14 protein-coding genes are annotated in these 17,764 nt (G+C 39.8%); 6 read left to right on the top strand and 8 right to left on the bottom strand.

Going from position 1 to position 17,764, the window contains the following annotated elements:
- Positions 1-6 precede the first annotated feature (6 nt).
- The 6 genes from ACWIB3_RS05510 to ACWIB3_RS05485 form a co-directional block, all read right to left on the bottom strand.
- Positions 7-1,773, bottom strand: a complete 1,767-nt coding sequence (locus ACWIB3_RS05510; protein ID WP_454291104.1) for a DUF885 family protein — start codon at positions 1,771-1,773, stop codon at positions 7-9.
- 26 nt (positions 1,774-1,799) lie between these two features.
- Positions 1,800-3,059 carry an NAD(P)/FAD-dependent oxidoreductase gene (locus tag ACWIB3_RS05505; protein WP_454291103.1) on the bottom strand — a complete coding sequence of 420 codons (1,260 nt, stop codon included), beginning with the start codon at positions 3,057-3,059 and terminating at the stop codon, positions 1,800-1,802.
- A 22-nt stretch (positions 3,060-3,081) separates the two neighbouring features.
- A complete protein-coding gene (locus ACWIB3_RS05500; protein WP_254528456.1) occupies positions 3,082-4,080 on the bottom strand; it encodes a 4-hydroxyproline epimerase in 999 nt (332 codons plus the stop codon).
- Positions 4,081-4,084: 4 nt separating this feature from the next.
- Positions 4,085-5,581 (bottom strand): aldehyde dehydrogenase (NADP(+)), encoded by a 1,497-nt coding sequence (locus tag ACWIB3_RS05495; RefSeq protein ID WP_454291102.1) that lies wholly within the window; start codon positions 5,579-5,581, stop codon positions 4,085-4,087.
- 78 nt (positions 5,582-5,659) lie between these two features.
- Entirely contained in the window at positions 5,660-6,562 is a 903-nt protein-coding gene (locus ACWIB3_RS05490) for a dihydrodipicolinate synthase family protein (protein WP_254528452.1), read from the bottom strand.
- 110 nt (positions 6,563-6,672) lie between these two features.
- On the bottom strand, positions 6,673-7,536 hold the full coding sequence (locus ACWIB3_RS05485; protein ID WP_185211540.1) for an AraC family transcriptional regulator: 864 nt from the start codon (positions 7,534-7,536) through the stop codon (positions 6,673-6,675).
- 380 nt (positions 7,537-7,916) lie between these two features.
- On the opposite strand from ACWIB3_RS05485, the gene ACWIB3_RS05480 reads away from it, so the two are divergent.
- The 5 genes from ACWIB3_RS05480 (at position 7,917) to ACWIB3_RS05460 (ending at position 14,901) form a co-directional block, all read left to right on the top strand.
- On the top strand, positions 7,917-10,643 hold the full coding sequence (locus tag ACWIB3_RS05480) for a DUF5695 domain-containing protein (protein WP_454291101.1): 2,727 nt from the start codon (positions 7,917-7,919) through the stop codon (positions 10,641-10,643).
- Positions 10,644-10,743: 100 nt separating this feature from the next.
- Positions 10,744-12,138 (top strand): aminopeptidase P family protein, encoded by a 1,395-nt coding sequence (locus tag ACWIB3_RS05475; protein ID WP_454291100.1) that lies wholly within the window; start codon positions 10,744-10,746, stop codon positions 12,136-12,138.
- Between the two features lie 126 nt (positions 12,139-12,264).
- Entirely contained in the window at positions 12,265-13,326 is a 1,062-nt protein-coding gene (locus ACWIB3_RS05470) for a fatty acid desaturase family protein (protein WP_454291099.1), read from the top strand.
- Between the two features lie 246 nt (positions 13,327-13,572).
- On the top strand, positions 13,573-14,679 hold the full coding sequence (locus tag ACWIB3_RS05465) for a DEAD/DEAH box helicase (protein WP_454291098.1): 1,107 nt from the start codon (positions 13,573-13,575) through the stop codon (positions 14,677-14,679).
- A 27-nt stretch (positions 14,680-14,706) separates the two neighbouring features.
- Complete coding sequence (locus tag ACWIB3_RS05460) at positions 14,707-14,901, top strand: cold-shock protein (protein ID WP_093095228.1); 195 nt, start codon at positions 14,707-14,709, stop codon at positions 14,899-14,901.
- Positions 14,902-15,014: 113 nt separating this feature from the next.
- On the opposite strand, the gene ACWIB3_RS05455 is transcribed toward ACWIB3_RS05460, so the two are convergent.
- Complete coding sequence (locus ACWIB3_RS05455; RefSeq protein ID WP_237219494.1) at positions 15,015-15,443, bottom strand: cold-shock protein; 429 nt, start codon at positions 15,441-15,443, stop codon at positions 15,015-15,017.
- A 150-nt stretch (positions 15,444-15,593) separates the two neighbouring features.
- Positions 15,594-16,331, bottom strand: coding sequence for a GntR family transcriptional regulator (locus tag ACWIB3_RS05450; RefSeq protein WP_185211536.1), 738 nt, complete (start codon positions 16,329-16,331; stop codon positions 15,594-15,596).
- 123 nt (positions 16,332-16,454) lie between these two features.
- On the opposite strand from ACWIB3_RS05450, the gene ACWIB3_RS05445 reads away from it, so the two are divergent.
- A complete protein-coding gene (locus ACWIB3_RS05445) occupies positions 16,455-17,756 on the top strand; it encodes a hypothetical protein (protein WP_454291097.1) in 1,302 nt (433 codons plus the stop codon).
- The last annotated feature ends 8 nt before the right edge of the window (positions 17,757-17,764 follow it).

The raw sequence follows: 17,764 nt of genomic DNA, 5'->3' as shown, positions 1-17,764 counted from the left end.
GCTGGTTTAGAATTTATAGAATTTCCAAGAAGATTGATGGTCAGGATTCAGATTCTGATTGGTCAAGATAGCCCTCAGCATCTCCATAGGCATATAGTTTTCTTTGATCACACGGTCATGAAATTCCTTATACGTCATTTTACCTGAGCCGACCATTTCATCGCTGATGTTCAACAATTGCAAACCGCCGATCATATAGGCCAATTGATATAATGGATCGTAAGAACCTTCAAAGGATCTTTTTACTTCGCCATGGGCATTTGCAGGCTCATGTCCTACTTGATTTACCAAATAATCTATGCATTGTTGTGGAGTCCATTCTCCGATATGGAATTTGATACTGAAGGTTATCCTTGCACAACGGTGCATCCTCCAGAACAGCATCCCTATCCGCTCTTCTGGTGTTTTCGGGAATCCCATTCTATACAATAGCAGCTCCCAATACAAGGTCCAGCCTTCCGTCCAAAAAGGGGTATTGAAATTCTGTTCTCTATAGGGTTTATACCTGCGGTTCATAAAATACTGTAGATGATGCCCAGGGATCAATTCATGCTGAACTGTTCCAAGGGAGAAATGTGGATTATTTCCACGCATGCTCATCATTTTCTGGTCGTAAGTCATGGTACTGGTTGGATACGAGATACTGATTTCTCGACCGCCCGTGAAGAAGGGATTGACCAACTGACGTTCTGGTGTCATCATGATCATTCCCCAAGTTTCATCTGCCAAGGGTGGAATATCGATCAATTGCTTTTCATTGATAAAGTTCATGGCTTTATCATACAGCTCATTGATCAATTCAGGTTGCTTTCCTTCAGGGACATAAGAGTTCTTTACTTTTTCCTGAGCTTTCTTCCAATCTTCGCCAAAACCCATCTCCTTGGAAGCCTTCAAAAGTTCTGCAACACACCATTGCCATTCCTTATCAGCAATTTTCAGGAGCTCATCGGCATTGTAGGAAATCATTTCATCCTTCAGCATTTTATTTAACACCTCCTTGCCGACGCGCTTACCAGCGATATTGCTACCATCATCAAAGGCCTTCAAATCTGATTTCGATACTATAAGGTCCTTATACTCTTTTAGCTTTTCCTGTAATCGATCATAGGATTTTGGAACCCACCAAGAAAACAGAGGTTCATAGCCATTATAGAAGTCAAATGAGCTTTCCAATCTTAATTTAAGAGACTCTAAGAGACTTTCTAAATATTCAACATCTGCAGAAGGTATAGCTTTTACCTCTTCCAATTTCTTAAGTTCTTGATCAATCTGGGCCGAGGCTTTTTCAAAAGCCGTTGCTACCTCCTTTGCATCCACTGCTCCACCACGTCTTCTTTTCTTCTCAAATTCAAGGATGCTATCTGCAAAAGGCAGGTAACCCTTCACACGGTTATATGCGGTTTGATTGGATTTAAGGTCCTCAATATTCCTTTTGATTTTTCTGTTCAGTAAAATATAATCGACCTGACCATTGGTATTGAGTTTTTTATAGTCAAACTGCTGCAGTTTCTTTTCGTAATCCTGATCCAGCAGGAGTAATCTGCCTATTTGTTCAGGAGAAGCTGCCGCACTCTGAAATCCCCAACCTTTCGGCATCGGTCCATAAAAATAATTGATGGCCTGCAGGTCATTTCTGTATTGTATGATATAAGGTTCGATGGGAGTGGTATGATCGTACAAGCCACTTTCTTGAGCAAATGTTGTAGCACTAGTCATAGCGATAATTCCAATTCCAATAAATGATTTAAGGTCAATGTTTTTCCGGTTTTTCATAATCATAATTTAGGTAGGTTAAATTGCTACTGGAATCGGTCCGGATTAAAGCCCGAAATATTCGATTCTATCTTTTCATTGGATAGGATCCTTGCTATGCTTTTACCAAAGGCAGGCCCCAAACTTAGGCCCATCATACCTCCGCCCCCGGCAATGATTACATTGCTGTATTTCTTGGTCCTCCCTAAATAAGGAAGCCCATCAGGGGAACATGGTCTATATCCAAACCATATATCGTTTGGATAGTCAATTTGAATATCAGGATAGTATTTTGGGATAGATTCAACGATTCCTTTAACCCTGTTCTGGTAGATTTTATCATTCGCAGGGCCCAATTCCATGGTACCACTAAATCGGATCTGATTGTTCATCGGTGTCACGGCAACCCTTGCTTCCAGCAAAAGTGCTGCGTGATTCATCGAGGTGCCTTCCTCAGGATTGAACATAAAGGAATAGCCTTTCCCAGGCATCAGTGGCAATTTCAAGTGTAATTTAGCACCTATCTTGCCCAATGCTGCTCCTCCAGTTACCACAAACTCATCTGCTTGAAAGTTTCCTTTAGTGGTCACTGCGGATTTGATTTTATTCCCACTGGTCTCAAATCCATTAACTTCAGTTGCATAATGAAATTCCACTCCATGATTTACAAGATAGGTTGTCAATTCCTGCATTAATTTAGGTGGATACATAATTCCATCACACTTATAAAGAATAGCACCCAATGTATCGACCTTTAGGTTCGGTTCTAATTCTTGCACGCCATTCCGATCTAAAACCTGAGTATCTAATCCTAATCGGTTCGCCTTTTCTGCCAATTCTATTTCCTCATGCTCGACTTCTTTTGATTTGTACATCATCAAAATGCCGTTCTGCCTCAGCTCAAAGTCAAGGCCATCTTCTGTAGCTAACTGATCATATAGCTTACTGCTTTCCAGATTCAAATCACGGATTGCTTCAGCATTCCTTTCTACATGCTTCTCATTGGCATATTTTAGAAATTTCAGTCCCCAGTCGATCAATCCGAGGTTCAATGATGGCCTAACATAAAACGGGCTCTTACTGTTCAGCATCCATTTTACTCCTTGGGCTACCATTCCAGGTGCTGCCAAAGGTGTAAAATGACTTGGAACGATCATTCCTGCATTGCCATAGGAACAATTGTTCTTGCCATTGTCCTTCTCCAGAACAGTGACTTGCCAACCATCTTTTAATAAATAATATGCTGTGGATAGACCTGCAATCCCAGCCCCGATAATAACTACATTTCCTTTATGGTTTTTTGACACTTTATTTAATGGTTATCGTGAATTACATAACTTGAAATCCTTCTTTATACGGGTCCATATCATCTATGATGATCTGACTATATCCCGTAATGATTGCCCACCCTTCTACTGATGGAACGATGGCAGCATGACCCGCCAATTGGGTCTCTTCCTCAATCCGCCCAATAAATTGCGAGCCTATATAACTTTCATGGACAAATTCATCTCCTGGCTTTAATTTCCCTTTTGCATACCATTGCGCCATGCGAGCTGAAGTCCCTGTTCCACAAGGTGAGCGATCGAGGGCATTCTCACCTACCAATACTGCATTTCTACCTGTGGAATTCTCCTTGGTCGGTTTGCCGGTCCATTGAATATGGCTCAAACCATAAATATTTTCATTCTCAGGATGGATAAATTCATACTTCTCATTCAACAGGGAACGGATCAACTTGCCATAATGGATCAATTGGCTAGCGGAGAAATCACTGATATCCCTAAAGTTCTTCTGAGGATCTACAATCGCATAAAAATTACCTCCGTATGCAACATCAGCAACAATCTCCCCTAAATCCGGACAGTCCACTGTCAATTCTGATTTATATAAAAAGGATTTCACATTGGTCAACTTTACTGTTTTGACCTTTGGGCCTTCCTGCACATAATCAATCAAGATCAATCCTGCTGGTGTTTCCAATCTAAGCTTTCCCGGCACTTTCGGAATCACCAATCCTTCTTCGATGGCAATAGTCACTGTTCCAATGGTCCCATGGCCACACATCGGCAAGCAACCACTGGTTTCAATATAGAGTACACCCGTATCATTATTAGGGTCGATAGGTGGATAAAGAATGCTACCACTCATCATATCATGGCCTCTAGGCTCAAACATCAACCCTTTTCTGATCCAATCATACTCCTCCATAAAATGGAGCCTGCGTTCCATCATGGAATTCCCGTTCAAATATGGACCACCTCCAGCTACTAACCGCACAGGGCAACCGCATGTATGGGAATCAATACAAAAAAATGTTTTCTTCATCTATCTATTGGTTTGCATTTATGGAATCCTTAGTACTCGTACCATCCACAAGGCGATTGATAGCAAGGGGGTTGCCATTTTTCAGTTCAGCTGGAAGAAACTGATCTGGCCAGTTCTGAAATGCCAATGGACGTAAAAACCGCTTAATGGAATCAGGTCCTACCGAGGTAAACCTTGGATCTGTACTCGAAGGGAAAGGCCCGCCATGCTGCATCGCATACACGACCTCAACCCCGGTTGGCATTCCATTGAACAATAGCCTTCCGGCCTTATCTTTTATGATGTTTAATATCGTCTTATTGTCTTCAGCATCTTTCTCCGTTCCAGCAATAGTTATCGTCAGTTGTCCTTTTAGGTTTCTTGCGATTTTCTCTACTTCTGATATGGAATCTGCTTCTATCAATAATCCAAACGGACCGAAAACTTCCTCAGCCAAAACTTCATTGGTCAAGAAATTCGCTGCGGAGGTCAAGGCTACCCTTGGTCGGCCCTGGCCAGATTCAGCAATAGAATTCGACTCTGAAAGTATTGCAACCTCAGCTTGACTGCTCAATAGATCCTTGTTTTTCTCAAAATGTGAATAGATCCCTTGATTCAGCATATGGGCTGAATTGATCGCGGCAATCGCATCATGCAGGCTCGATTTAAATCGTTCCAATGCTTCCCCTTTCACCGCAATGAACAATCCTGGATTGGTACAAAACTGCCCTACTCCCAAGGTTAAGGATGATGCGTATTCCTTTGCCAAAGCTTCTGCTTTCTCCTCCAATATATTCCCGAAGGCAAATACTGGATTGATGCTTCCCATTTCCGCAAAGACAGGAATGGGTTCTTCCCTCTGGTTCGCAATATCAAACAGGGCTTTTCCACCCCAATAGGAACCGGTAAAACCCACCGCTTTAATACCTTGCTGAGCAACCAAATAAGCGCCTATCTTCTCTTTGGCACCTTCAACTTCATTGCCAAGGATATGGTTGAAGACACCCTCAGGCCATCCAAATTCCTTTACGACTTCCGTGATCGCCTTAGACATCATCGTAGAAGTTTTCTCGTGCCCCGAATGACCTTTTACAATGACTGGGCATCCTGCAGCTAGGGCACTTGCGGTATCTCCACCTGCGGTTGAAAAAGCAAAAGGAAAGTTGCTAGCCCCAAATACAACCACTGGCCCAATGCCTAGATTGTATTTGCGAATATCATTCTTTCCTTTTTCTGGATTTGCTAAGTCAATCCTTGCCTCACTGTACAGGCCATTGGAAATCGCATTTGCATAACTGCGCCATTGCCAGATGGTCCTAGCCTTCTCGCCCTCCAAACGAGGAAAAGGTAAGGAAGTCTCCTGATTTGCTGTCTCGATCAATTCCGTCCCTAGACTTTCAATTCGATCTGCTACAGCATGCATAAACTTGGCCCGATCTCTAACCGTAGTGGACTTTAAAAATTGATACGCCTCAGCAGCCAGCTCTACACATTTATCTAAGTATTCTTTTTTTTGGTTCATATTCAATTGGGTTTACTATTAAAGGGACATAAAGCTGTAAGACCAACTTTATGTCCCAAAGAATGCACTTCTTCCGATTTAATTCAAAACCGGACGACTTGCAATGCCATCAGCAATTATCTTGTTTATTCTTGTCGCTTCTTCACCTACCAAAGGCAACCTTGGCGCGCGAACATGCGGTGTACAGATTCCTTCAGCTGTAGCAGCTAATTTGATGTACTGGATAAGTTTTGGATGGATATCCAATTCTAACAATGGCATAAACCATCTATATATTTCAATGGCTTTCTCAATTTCACCATCCAGGGCATAATTGTACATTGCCATGGTTTCTCTTGGAAAAGCATCAACCAATCCTGCGACCAATCCATCTGCACCAAGGAGTACGGTTTCCAATGAAATGGTATCTACACCACCCAAAACCTTAAAGCGATCGCCAAACTTATTCTTCATTCTGGTAATGTTAGACAGATCTCTGGTTGATTCTTTCACCGCTTGAATACTTGGGTAATCCTTCAATTCTTCAAACATGCTCAATGAAACGTAGGTCGCATAATCAACAGGGTTGTTGTAAATTAAGATAGGAAGGTCAGTCGCGCTGGCAACAGCCTTAAAGTATTCTACCACTTCACGGTCATCTGCTTTATAACGCATTGGAGGCAGTAACATCAAACCATCCGCGCCAAGTTCCTTTGCTTTTTTTGCAAAGTCAACCGCATTTTTGGTCGTATTTTCCGCAATATTCAGAATTAGTGGAATTCTTCCAGCAACAACTTTTTTCGCATAAGAGAGCAATTCAAATTTTTCATCATTGTCTAGTACAGCAGCATCTCCCAGAGTTCCCGCAATAATGATCCCATGAACACCCGCAGAAATCTGCGCCTCCGTGTTTTTGGCAAACATTTCAAAATCAATTTCTCCATTCTCCTTAAATGGAGTCAAAACAGCAGGATAAATTCCTTTCCAATTTAATTGAGCCATAGTAAGTTTTCTTGTTTTAAATTATAATTGTATAACCAAAACTAGCCACTTAATAGCTCCTCGCCTAACCGCCTTTTAATATTTGTTTACTGAATTTTAACCTTTTCTATTTATTGATATAAAAAGTTCTTGTAGTTTAATGCATATTCCTTGGGTGAGGTGCCGATAACACTCCGAAATACTCGATTGAAATTGGTGATGCTGTTAAATCCACTGCTGTAAGCTATAATGGAAACACAATCATATTTATCATTACCTAATAAACGACAGGCTTCACGAACCCGGATTTCATTTAAATAGGATACAAAAGTCTTTCCCGTGCATTTCTTGAAATATCTACAGAATGCCTGTGGGGTTAAGTTTGCCTTTTCTGCAACATCGCATAAGGAAATGTTCTCTTTAAAATTCTCCTCAATAAACCTACATAAAGAATTGATCTTGAAACCACCAAAGGCATCTGTTTCATAATGAGAAACCCCTGAAAGTGGCGTCAAATCAGCAGAGACCATATTTAACGATTTTAACAGATAAAAGAAGTTCACCAATTGGTCCATCCTATCAGATCGTTTCAAAACCTCGATTCTTCTCCGTATCGGAGCTAAATGCTGTTTTGGAACCTGAAAACCTCTACAGTTATTGCTGATGAATTCCATTAATACGCTCAACTCAGGCAAATTTAACAAATTAAGCAAGGCGCCCTCTAGATTGAAAAATACGGAAACAGACCTTATCCCTTCTGAACTTTGGTCATTCTTGAAAACATGAGCTTGATTGGAACCAACCAAAAAGATATCACCCTGTTGAAAATTATGAAGATTGTCATCAACCAACAGTTGACCGCTACCAGCTACAATCATAATAATCTGATACTCAACATGACGATGCATATACGGATAAAACTTATCTAATATGTCTTCCTGCACAAATACCGTCCTATCCTTAGGAACTGGTACATTATATTGTATTGGTTTCATAATTTAAAAAGTTTATAAATGTCAATTTAACACTAAATATAATTATAAAGAGGTCATTCAGCAAAATATTTAACAGGAATGGCTAAGAATTGGCCATATAAAGCTAAAATCCGGCAATCTTAAAACAATTATTAAAACCATATTTGTAACAAACAAACAGGAAAAACTTAATCGTGTGTATTAAGTGTGACTTTGGATCAATGCTAATAAAACCAGTTTTTTTAGAGTAAATGGAAAACACCCCATTTAATTTCTTCCAAACTGTAATTTTGCTTCCACTAATCTAATTATTTTACTTAATACAATTAAATTTTTCCTTCCATTCATTTTTAGAATTAGATTAATTGGCTTTCTATTAATAATTCAAGACTTCAACAGAAATGATGAAAATTAAAAATTTCTATTATCTCCTTTTAGTGGCCTTGACACCTTGCTTGTCCCAACCTGCTCATGCTCAACAGAATGAGCACCCTGTTTGGAAAAAAGTAGCTGCTGAACCTCCTACCCTTGGCATAGACCAAGGCAACAAAACCTTTCCTTTGAAAGAACTAAACCTGCAGCTTTTAAACAGTTCTCAGACCGCATCATCAATCAAGCTGATCCATGCAGATACTAGCTTTGACTACACAGCAACCGAACTCTTAAACAAAAGAGATCGCAATGGTTTCTTCCATATCGGGGACATCAATCTCAAAATTCGTGATGCCGGCAACCAGGAATGGCAGGCCTTCTCCTCCGCAAATAACCGTCAAAAAGTATTAGAATTAAAGCCTGAGGGCAATGTATTGGCTTTGGCTGATCTGAGTTCAACCCTTCAAAACATACCTTTGAAGGTAATCCGAAAATGGGAAGACATAAATGGAAATCTGCAACTTACCTTCCAGATCATCAATAATTCAACCAAATCCATTGAGATTGGAGGCCTTGGGATTCCATTACCGTTCAACAACAACATGGATTGGAAAAGTTTAGACGAAGCCCATGCTAAAAATGTCTTCTTCGACCCTTACATTGGAAAGGATGCCGGATATATGCAGGTAAACCGACTTCATGGAAATGGACCTAGCCTATTGGTCCTGCCCAGTGAAAATGCGGGTTTTGAAGCTTACAACCCATTAAATACAGATCCAACCCCTAGAAGCATCACCTTTGAAGGCTTTCATGAATGGTTGATACATAGCAAAGCTTATGCAGAAACTGAATGGCAAAATGTCAACCCTTGGAATCAACCTACATCATCTATTTTGAAACCTGGTGAGACCAAAAACTTCTCCTTGAGATTTGTTCTCGCACCGAGCATCAAAGAAATTGAATCTACCCTATTGGCCAATAATAGACCTGTAGCCATTGCAGCCCCAGGTTATGTCGTTCCAATGGACAACCCAAGCAAATTATTCATCAAGCATAATAAACAGATCAAGAACATCGAGGTTTTCCCAAAAGATGCCCTAAGCATAAAAACCTTGAAAAAGACCAAGGATAATTGGAATCAATTTGAAGTATCAGGAAATACCTGGGGAAGGGCAAGACTGCAGATCACCTATCACGATGGAATCGAACAAACCATTCAGTATAAGGTCATCAAACCTGAGAAGGAAGTAGTCAAGGACTTGGGGAATTTCTTGACCAATGAACAATGGTTTGAGGATTCAAATGATCCATTTAAAAGATCCCCTTCGGTAATTACATACGATATTGAAGAAAGAAAACCTGTTACCCAAGAGCAAAGGGCATGGTATGCAGGCTTAAGTGATGAAGCAGGTGCTGCCAGCTGGCTCGCAGCAATGATGAAGCAGGTTATGATACCTAACCAAATTGAAATTGAAAAACTGAAGCGTTTTGTCAATGAAACCATGTATGGCCGAATCCAGCACAAAGAGGGAAAAGATAAATATGGCGTAGTTAAAAGTCTTTTCTATTATGAGCCAGACTCCCTACCAAAAGGTACCTATAGTGAAGATATCAACTGGAAAACATGGTCGGCTTGGCCTAAAAAAGAAGCCGACAATATGGGCCGATCCTATAATTATCCCCATGTTGCTGCTGCCCATTGGGTCATGTACCGACTCGCAAGGAATTACAACCAGCTAGTTTCTGAAGAACCTTGGGATGTATACCTCGACCGGGCATTCCATACGGCAATTGCCATGGTTGAAAAGGCCCCACATTATGCACAATTCGGACAGATGGAAGGCAGTATTTTCCTGCTGATACTAAATGACCTAAGAAGGGAAGGCTTAACGAACTCTGCAAATAAATTGGAATCTGAAATGAGAAAACGTGCCGAGCATTGGAAAACCTTAAATTACCCATTTGGCAGCGAAATGCCATGGGACTCTACCGGTCAGGAAGAAGTTTACCTCTGGTCCAAGTACTTTGGTTTCGATGAAAAAGCCCAAGTGACGCTCAACGCCATATTAGCCTATATGCCGACAGTTCCCCATTGGGGCTACAATGGCAGTGCTCGCCGTTATTGGGACTTTGTATACGGCGGAAAACTATCCAGAATTGAAAGACAGCTACATCACTACGGCTCTGCCCTGAATTCCATACCAGTTCTCACCGAATATAGAGACCATCCCGATGACTTCTACCTACTGCGCGTAGGTCATGCTGGCATGATGGGTGCTTTGGCAAATGTTACCCAAGAAGGATTCGGACCAGCAGCGTTCCACTCCTATCCATCAACCCTAGAAATCGATGGTATTACTGGCGATTATGGATCAGGATTTTATGGCTATGCCGTTAATTCAGGAACATATATCATCAAACATCCCGAATTCGATTGGTTGGCATTCTCAGGAAACCTGGTCAAGAATAAAGAAAATATTGATGTTAAAATCAAAACTGCAGCAAGAAACCGAATCTTTCTAGCTCCAGAAAAACTTTGGATTGAACTCGATGCTGGAGAGCTGGACCTACTTTCCTATAATGAGAAAAACAAAACGGTTACTTTGACCCTTATCCCAAATTCAGAAATCCTGGAGAATAATCTCATCAGGTTTAATTCCGAAAGTGGTTATACATTAAAAGGCTTTGAAAAAGATGCTTTGGGTAGATATGTCATTCCAAATCGCGTTACACAAATTCAACTAAGCAAAGATTAAGCTGCTTAATCAACCGGTAACAACTTATTCCTATAAATACTGTGGTTCCTAAAGATGGTTCCACAGTTTTTGTTTAATTTCGTTATAAAATTTTAGAGCAATGTTTTCGTCAAGTACCTATCAGAATAGAAGAACCCAATTAAAAAATGAGGTTTCCCATGGAGTGATCGTTTTATTAGGAAATATTGAAAATCCCATCAATTTCGAACATAACACTTACCCATTCCGCCAAGACAGCAGTTTTTTATATTATTTCGGAATCCAAGCCCCCTTTATCGCTGGGATCATCGACATTGATGAAAACCGGGAAATAATCTTTGGTGATGAATTGGACATGGATGCACTGGTTTGGACCGGCAGACAAGAAACCTTGAAGGAAAAAAGCCTAAAAGCGGGCGTTTCTGAAACCATGCCTTTTAAAGAAATGGAGAACTACCTTCAGAAAGCTAAGTTCAACAATCGCCCAATCCATTTTTTACCTCCATATCAATCTTACAACAAAATCCTATTGAGCAGACTTTTGGATAGGCATTTAGATGAACTACTGCCATCTGAAAAACTGATCAAGGCCGTCGTAAAGCAGAGATCGATCAAGGATCCACAGGAAATCCAGCAGATTGAAGAGGCTCTTCGTGTTTCAACCGAAATGCATCTCCTAGCCATGAAGATTGCAAAACCTGGAATGAAAGAATATGAATTGGTGAATGCAATCCAAAAATATGCTGCAGACCAAAATTTCACATTTGCATATCCACCGATCGTGACGGTTCATGGTGAAATTCTCCATAACCAATACCGTCAGAACAGCTTTAAAAACGGTGATTTGATCTTAAACGACTCGGGCGCTGAAACTCCAATGGGTTATGCAGGTGACTTAACCAGGACTTTCCCTGTATCCGCCACTTTCACGGAAAGACAAAAAGATCTTTACAATGTGGTCTTAAGATCCTTTACAGATGCTAGAGACATGATGAAACCTGGGGTTAAATTCAAGGATATTCACCTGAAAGCTGCCAAAACTTTGGTAGAGGGCTTGACTGCAGTTGGATTGATGAAGGGGAATGCTGAAGACGCCGTTGCGAACCACGCCCATACCATGTTCTTTCAATGTGGCTTAGGCCATATGATGGGATTAGATGTCCATGATATGGAAGACCTGGGTGAACAGTATGTGGGATATACCGAAAGAGAGCCTAAGGACAAAAATACGTTTGGGCTCAAATCTTTGCGCCTAGGAAAAGAACTGGAAGCAGGCTTTGTCTTGACTGTAGAACCCGGCATATACATTATCCCTGACTTGATCGATATGTGGAAGGCTGAAAAGAGAAACCATGAATTCATCAATTATGATCTCCTAGAGGATTACCGTAATTTTTCGGGGATCCGAATTGAAGACAATTTCTTGATTGAAGAGAATGGTTACCGATTATTGGGTCCAGACCTGGTGAAAACCGTGGAGGAAATCGAAGAAATCAGAAAGCAAAGTTTAAATTAAGGCTCAATAAAAAATTAGAGTTTTTTAACTTAAGTTAAACAATCATTTGCCATATAAATTGTAAGTTTGCACAAATACAACATTCTTGTCGGGCTGGTCGACAAAGTGGAAGTGGCTAATAATTATATGAAATCAACCATAAAGTTCAACAACTTAAACAGCTTATTCTCAAAATCATTAAAAAATAATATTAACGAATATTTTAATAATACCATACAAAAAAAGACTGGAAACAGTAAGTTGTACAGTAAAGCCATAATCTTGATGGCTTCCTTTGTTTTAATATACTGTATATTAGTTTTTGTACAACCGCATTGGGCCATCAGTGTCCTGTTATGTATGATATTTGGTGTCAATCTTGCAGCAATTGGATTCAATATTATGCATGATGCAGGCCATAATTCGTTTTCTGAAAATAAGCAAGTCAATAATATCCTTTCCTATTCTTTAAATCTATTGGGAGGAAATATATTTTTTTGGAAGCAAAAACACAATATCGCCCATCATACCTACACCAATATTGATGGTGAAGATCCCGATATCGAAGTGAAGTTTATGCGTATCCATCAAGATCAGAAACTAAAGAAACACCATCGCTTCCAGCCTATTTATTTTATTTTTCTTTATGGAATTTCATATTTAGCATGGATATTCTATCAGGATTATGAAAAATACTTCAGGCAAAAAATGGGCAGCTCAGAAAGAACTTTCCACTTTCCATTGCAGGAAAAAGTAATCTTCTGGATCAGTAAGCTCATTCACGCCTTGATCTTTATTGTCATCCCGATTATTTATGTAGGATGGATTCCAACTCTACTTGGTATTTTGATTGCAGGTGCAGTATGCGGAATCTGTTTAGCGACGGTATTTCAGTTGGCTCACGTGGTTTCAGAAACGGAATTTAAATCTGGTGACCAACCTAAAATTGAAGAGGAATGGATGATCCACCAAATCCAATCCACAGCAAACTTCTCCACCAAAAACAAAATGTTAACTTGGCTATTGGGCGGTCTGAACTTTCAGGTGGAGCATCACCTTTTTCCAAAGATCAGCCACATCCATTATCCGGCATTAAATAAGATCGTTAGACAGGCTTGCAAGGATTATGAAATAAAATACAACGAGTATAATTCCTTCTGGTCAGCCTTTAAATCGCATGTCAAGGTCATTAAACTCATGTCCGTTTAGGACCTATAAATCGTCCCATTAATAAAAAAGAAAAATATTATCGAAATATTTTAGTAATTTTGTAATAATATTGGAATTTATTCTATAATATCAATGACTTTGTAAACCCTCCTTAATAAACTTTGTCACTGCTTCTTCAGATTTCATTTTAATATTAATTGACATATTTTATGTCTGTAAGCAGTTTGTTCAAACGAAGAGCATTTCGTAAAACAAATTTTTTGAAGACAAATTTTAAAAACATCAATGAATTTCAACAATATGGAGCTAATCGCTCCAATCATAAAAGCACTCGAAGGTCTTGGCTACAAGGCCCCTACGGATATACAGATTGAATCAATTCCCCACATTTTAAAGGGAAATGATATCATCGGATGTGCACAGACCGGAACTGGAAAAACGGCTGCTTTTAGCATCCCTATCCTACAAAACTGTGCGAAGCAAAAATCGAATTCCAAAGCTCCAAAAGCCTTGATCTTGGCACCTACTCGCGAGTTAGCTATTCAGATTGACAAGACCTTTGCTGAACTGAACAAACACCTTGGTCTAAGGCATTTGGTCGTATTTGGTGGTGTCCCTATCTCCAGAAATATTAGATCGCTTCAACAGCCTGTAGATATAATGATCGCAACACCAGGTAGGTTATTGGACCTCATCAATCAGAAATATTTAACATTGAACAGCATTGCTACCCTAGTATTGGACGAAGCAGATACCATGTTGGATATGGGATTTATCCATGACATCAAGAAGATCCTTAAATATGTACCGGAGAAAAGACAGACCTTGTTCTTTTCTGCCACCATGCCTCCTGAAATCAGGAAGTTTGCCAATACGATCTTAAAAAACCCAGCAGAAGTAAATATCAACCCCGTTGTAAAAGCCTCTGAAAATGTCAATCAATCTGTTTTCTTCATTGAGAAAAAACAGAAAACCGACTTATTGGTTGATCTATTGAACAGAGATAAGAACCTACAAACTCTGGTTTTTATCCGTACAAAACATGCTGCAGACCGTCTGGCTAAGCAACTCAATAAAAGAGGATTCAAGGCAGATGCTATTCATGGAAATAAATCACAGAATGCAAGACAGAATGCCCTGGAATCTTTTAAGACAGGCAGATCCAAGATTTTGATCGCAACAGATATTGCTGCCCGTGGTATTGATATACATAAATTACCACAGGTCATCAATTATGACCTTCCTACTGAATCCGAAACCTATGTGCACCGGATTGGAAGAACAGGTAGAGCCGGAAATGCTGGCCATGCTTATTCTTTCTGCAGTGAAGAAGAGAAAAAAGCATTACATGGAATCCAAAAACTGATTGGCTTCCAACTAGAAACGAATTAAATAATTAAGTAAGTAAATAATAATACCATGCAAGAAGGAAAAGTAAAATTCTTTAACGTAACTAAAGGATTCGGTTTTATCACTCCAAACGAAGGAGGAAAAGATGTATTCGTACATTCAACAGGTTTAGTACACGAAATCAGAGAAAATGACAATGTTACGTTTGATACTGAAAGTGGTCCTAAAGGAATTAATGCAATCAATGTACGTGTAGTTAGATAATCTAGCTCAAACGTGCATGTTGCACAACAAAAAAAGCAGCCAAAGGGCTGCTTTTTTTGTTGTGCAAAACTAATGGCTTAGCATTAGTCGATATATTTTCAAGTACAATCCGACTATACCAATTCCACTTCCGAAATTTGGTTACCCTGTCTGGTTCTGGTGTACTTATACCTCACATTTTGATGCAAAGAAAGAATCTTGCCTGCAAGGGTATCGTTAAAATAAACAGTTTCTCTAGTCTCGTTATCGCGAATAAATCCATAATGACCTGTTTCATTGTAATAAGAAACACGTCCCAATAGGAATTCATCCTCAGGATCCTTCGGTCTCTCTAAGTCTTCAGGTTTAAACTTATAGGTTTCAGTTGGAGGTGTATCGACGATGTTTCCAAATTCATCAACATATGCATACATTTCTTCCAATGACTTGCCTTTGTTGTTTTGAGACTTGTTCTGTTCTCTACGCTCTTGCTTTTCTTGAAGTTTTTGCTGTTTTCTTTTTGCTAGTTCTTTTTTCTTGAATGTGAGTTGGTTTCTTGACATTAAAAATTATTAAGTTAAAAAATGAAAGGGGTATCTCTTTAAATAACCTGGATTGGCTGAGGATTAAGATAGGGGCCTTTATGAATGAATACAAAGATACAAAAAATTAGCGAGATTTGCTAATCTTTACGTACTACGCCCTCCAACCAATTAGCTCTCTCCCCTTCTACTTTCTACTTTATAGGTAAAACTTTCCGCCCTGTAATAACCTAGGTTATACTCAATGGGTTTTCCTGATTGATCATATACAAAACGCTTCCTCGAAAGAATAGGCTCTCCTATGGCAATCTCCAACTTCTCCGAAATAAATTTATTGGCAGCTTTGGCATCAATTTCCTCTTGGGAAAGATCCGCAATGATATTGCATTGCTGCTGCAAAATATCATATAAGGGCAATTTGAAGTCTTCCTCTCCAGTCAGTCCGACCCTTGGGTGAAAATAGGAAATGAAATAGACAAATGGATCACCTGGCTTACCTCGCAACCTTTCTAGCTTCAGGACCTTCTGATCTTCCGGAATTTCAAAAAACTTAGCAACAGCGGGTTCCGGAACAACCCAACGAACATGGAGCTCAAAATTCTTTACCTCCAGCCCCCTGTTCTTCATCTCCTGTGAAAAACTCAACCAATTCTTGGATTTTGAACTGAATTTCTGTTGCGTAACTTTCGTCCCTACACCTTTCTTCCTCACCAAAAGTTCTTCATAGACCAACTTATTGATCACCAATCGCAAGGTAGACCTAGAAATCGACAATTTCTTCGCCAGATCTATCTCATTGGGCAAATACTTGCCATCCTGATATTCAGGCTGTTTGATCAAATCTCGAAGCAAAGTCTCTACCTGCACGTGCAGGGGAATGGGGCTATTATGGTCTATCTTCAGATTCATACTTTTTTGATTGTGACTTAAAGTAAGATAATTCTTTTTTAAATAGCAAATTATGTATGTTTGTATACACATACTTCAGTGCCCTAATATTATCGATTTTCGAGGTTATAACCAATAAAAACAATGAAAAGTTATCTATTTTATGTTGCATTCGGCCTAACTCTAACAGCCTGCAACAACCATACAAGCAACAACAACAATCTAAATTCAGGCATTCAGGATTCAGTGATTTCCGACAGTTATTATACTATTGTCAAAGACATGGCAAAGGACATCGTTAAGTCTGGTTTTAACGCTGGTGATGGATACCAAGAGGTTTGGATCCGTGATTACAATACTTTTATCCGACTTGCCTACAAAGTACAACCTGCCGATCAAATCAAGAAAAACCTATTGGCCTTTTTTGGTCTTCAAGCTAAGGATGGAAATATCCCAGATGGCTTCGTGACAAAAGAAAGCCTGAAAGGCAAAACCAGTGATTATTACAGCATCCTGTCTAAGTTAGAACCCTTATTGGCTGCCCATAAAAATACGGTGGAGACTGACCAAGAGGCATCCCTAATACAGGCCGTCTATAAATATATCCAGGTTTCCGATGACCGGGATTTCTTAAAGACCATGGTAGGTCAGTTTACAGTCGCTCAACGAATGGAACAAGCGCTTCAATTCTTAATGGACAAACGATTTGACAAAGAACATGGGCTGCTATGGGGCGCAACAACAGTGGATTGGGGCGATGTTCAGCCTGAACATGACTGGGGAGTACATTTGGATGATAATTCCCATATCGCCATTGACATCTATGATAATGCCATGTTCTTGATCGCCCTTGACAATTTCATGGTGTTAGTCCCTGACAATAAACCAAAATGGGAAACCATCAGAAAAGATATTGCGACCAATACCATGAAACATCTTTGGGATGCAAAGAATCAAAAATTTATTCCGCATATCTACCTGAATGGGTCTCCCTTTCCTGCTGATTTCGATGAAAATAAAATCTTTTACCATGGAGGAACTGTAATTGCAATCGAAGCCAATCTGTTGAGCAAAGAGCAGATCAAAACTTCATTGGATAAAATGATTGCCAATGTGAAAGAATCTGGAGCTGCAACCATTGGGCTTACGATTTATCCAACCTATCCTGAAGGGTTCTTTAAAAATAAAGGCATGTATCCTTATGGCTATCAAAATGGAGGGGATTGGACCTGGTTTGGAGGTAGAATGATTCAGCAATTGATCAGGAACGGATTTGTGACAGAAGCAAAGGAACAATTGAAACCTATGCTGGACCGGGTGATCAAAAACAAGGGCTTTTATGAATGGTACACGAAAGACAACAAACCGGAAGGATCCGGAACCTTTAGAGGCGAAGCCGGGGTGTTATATGACGCCATACAGCTATTGGAAAAATCAGGGTCTTAATCCCTGAT

It is taken from the genome of Sphingobacterium sp. NPDC055431 (assembly GCF_053644255.1).
This window is presented reverse-complemented; position numbering and strand designations above follow the sequence as displayed.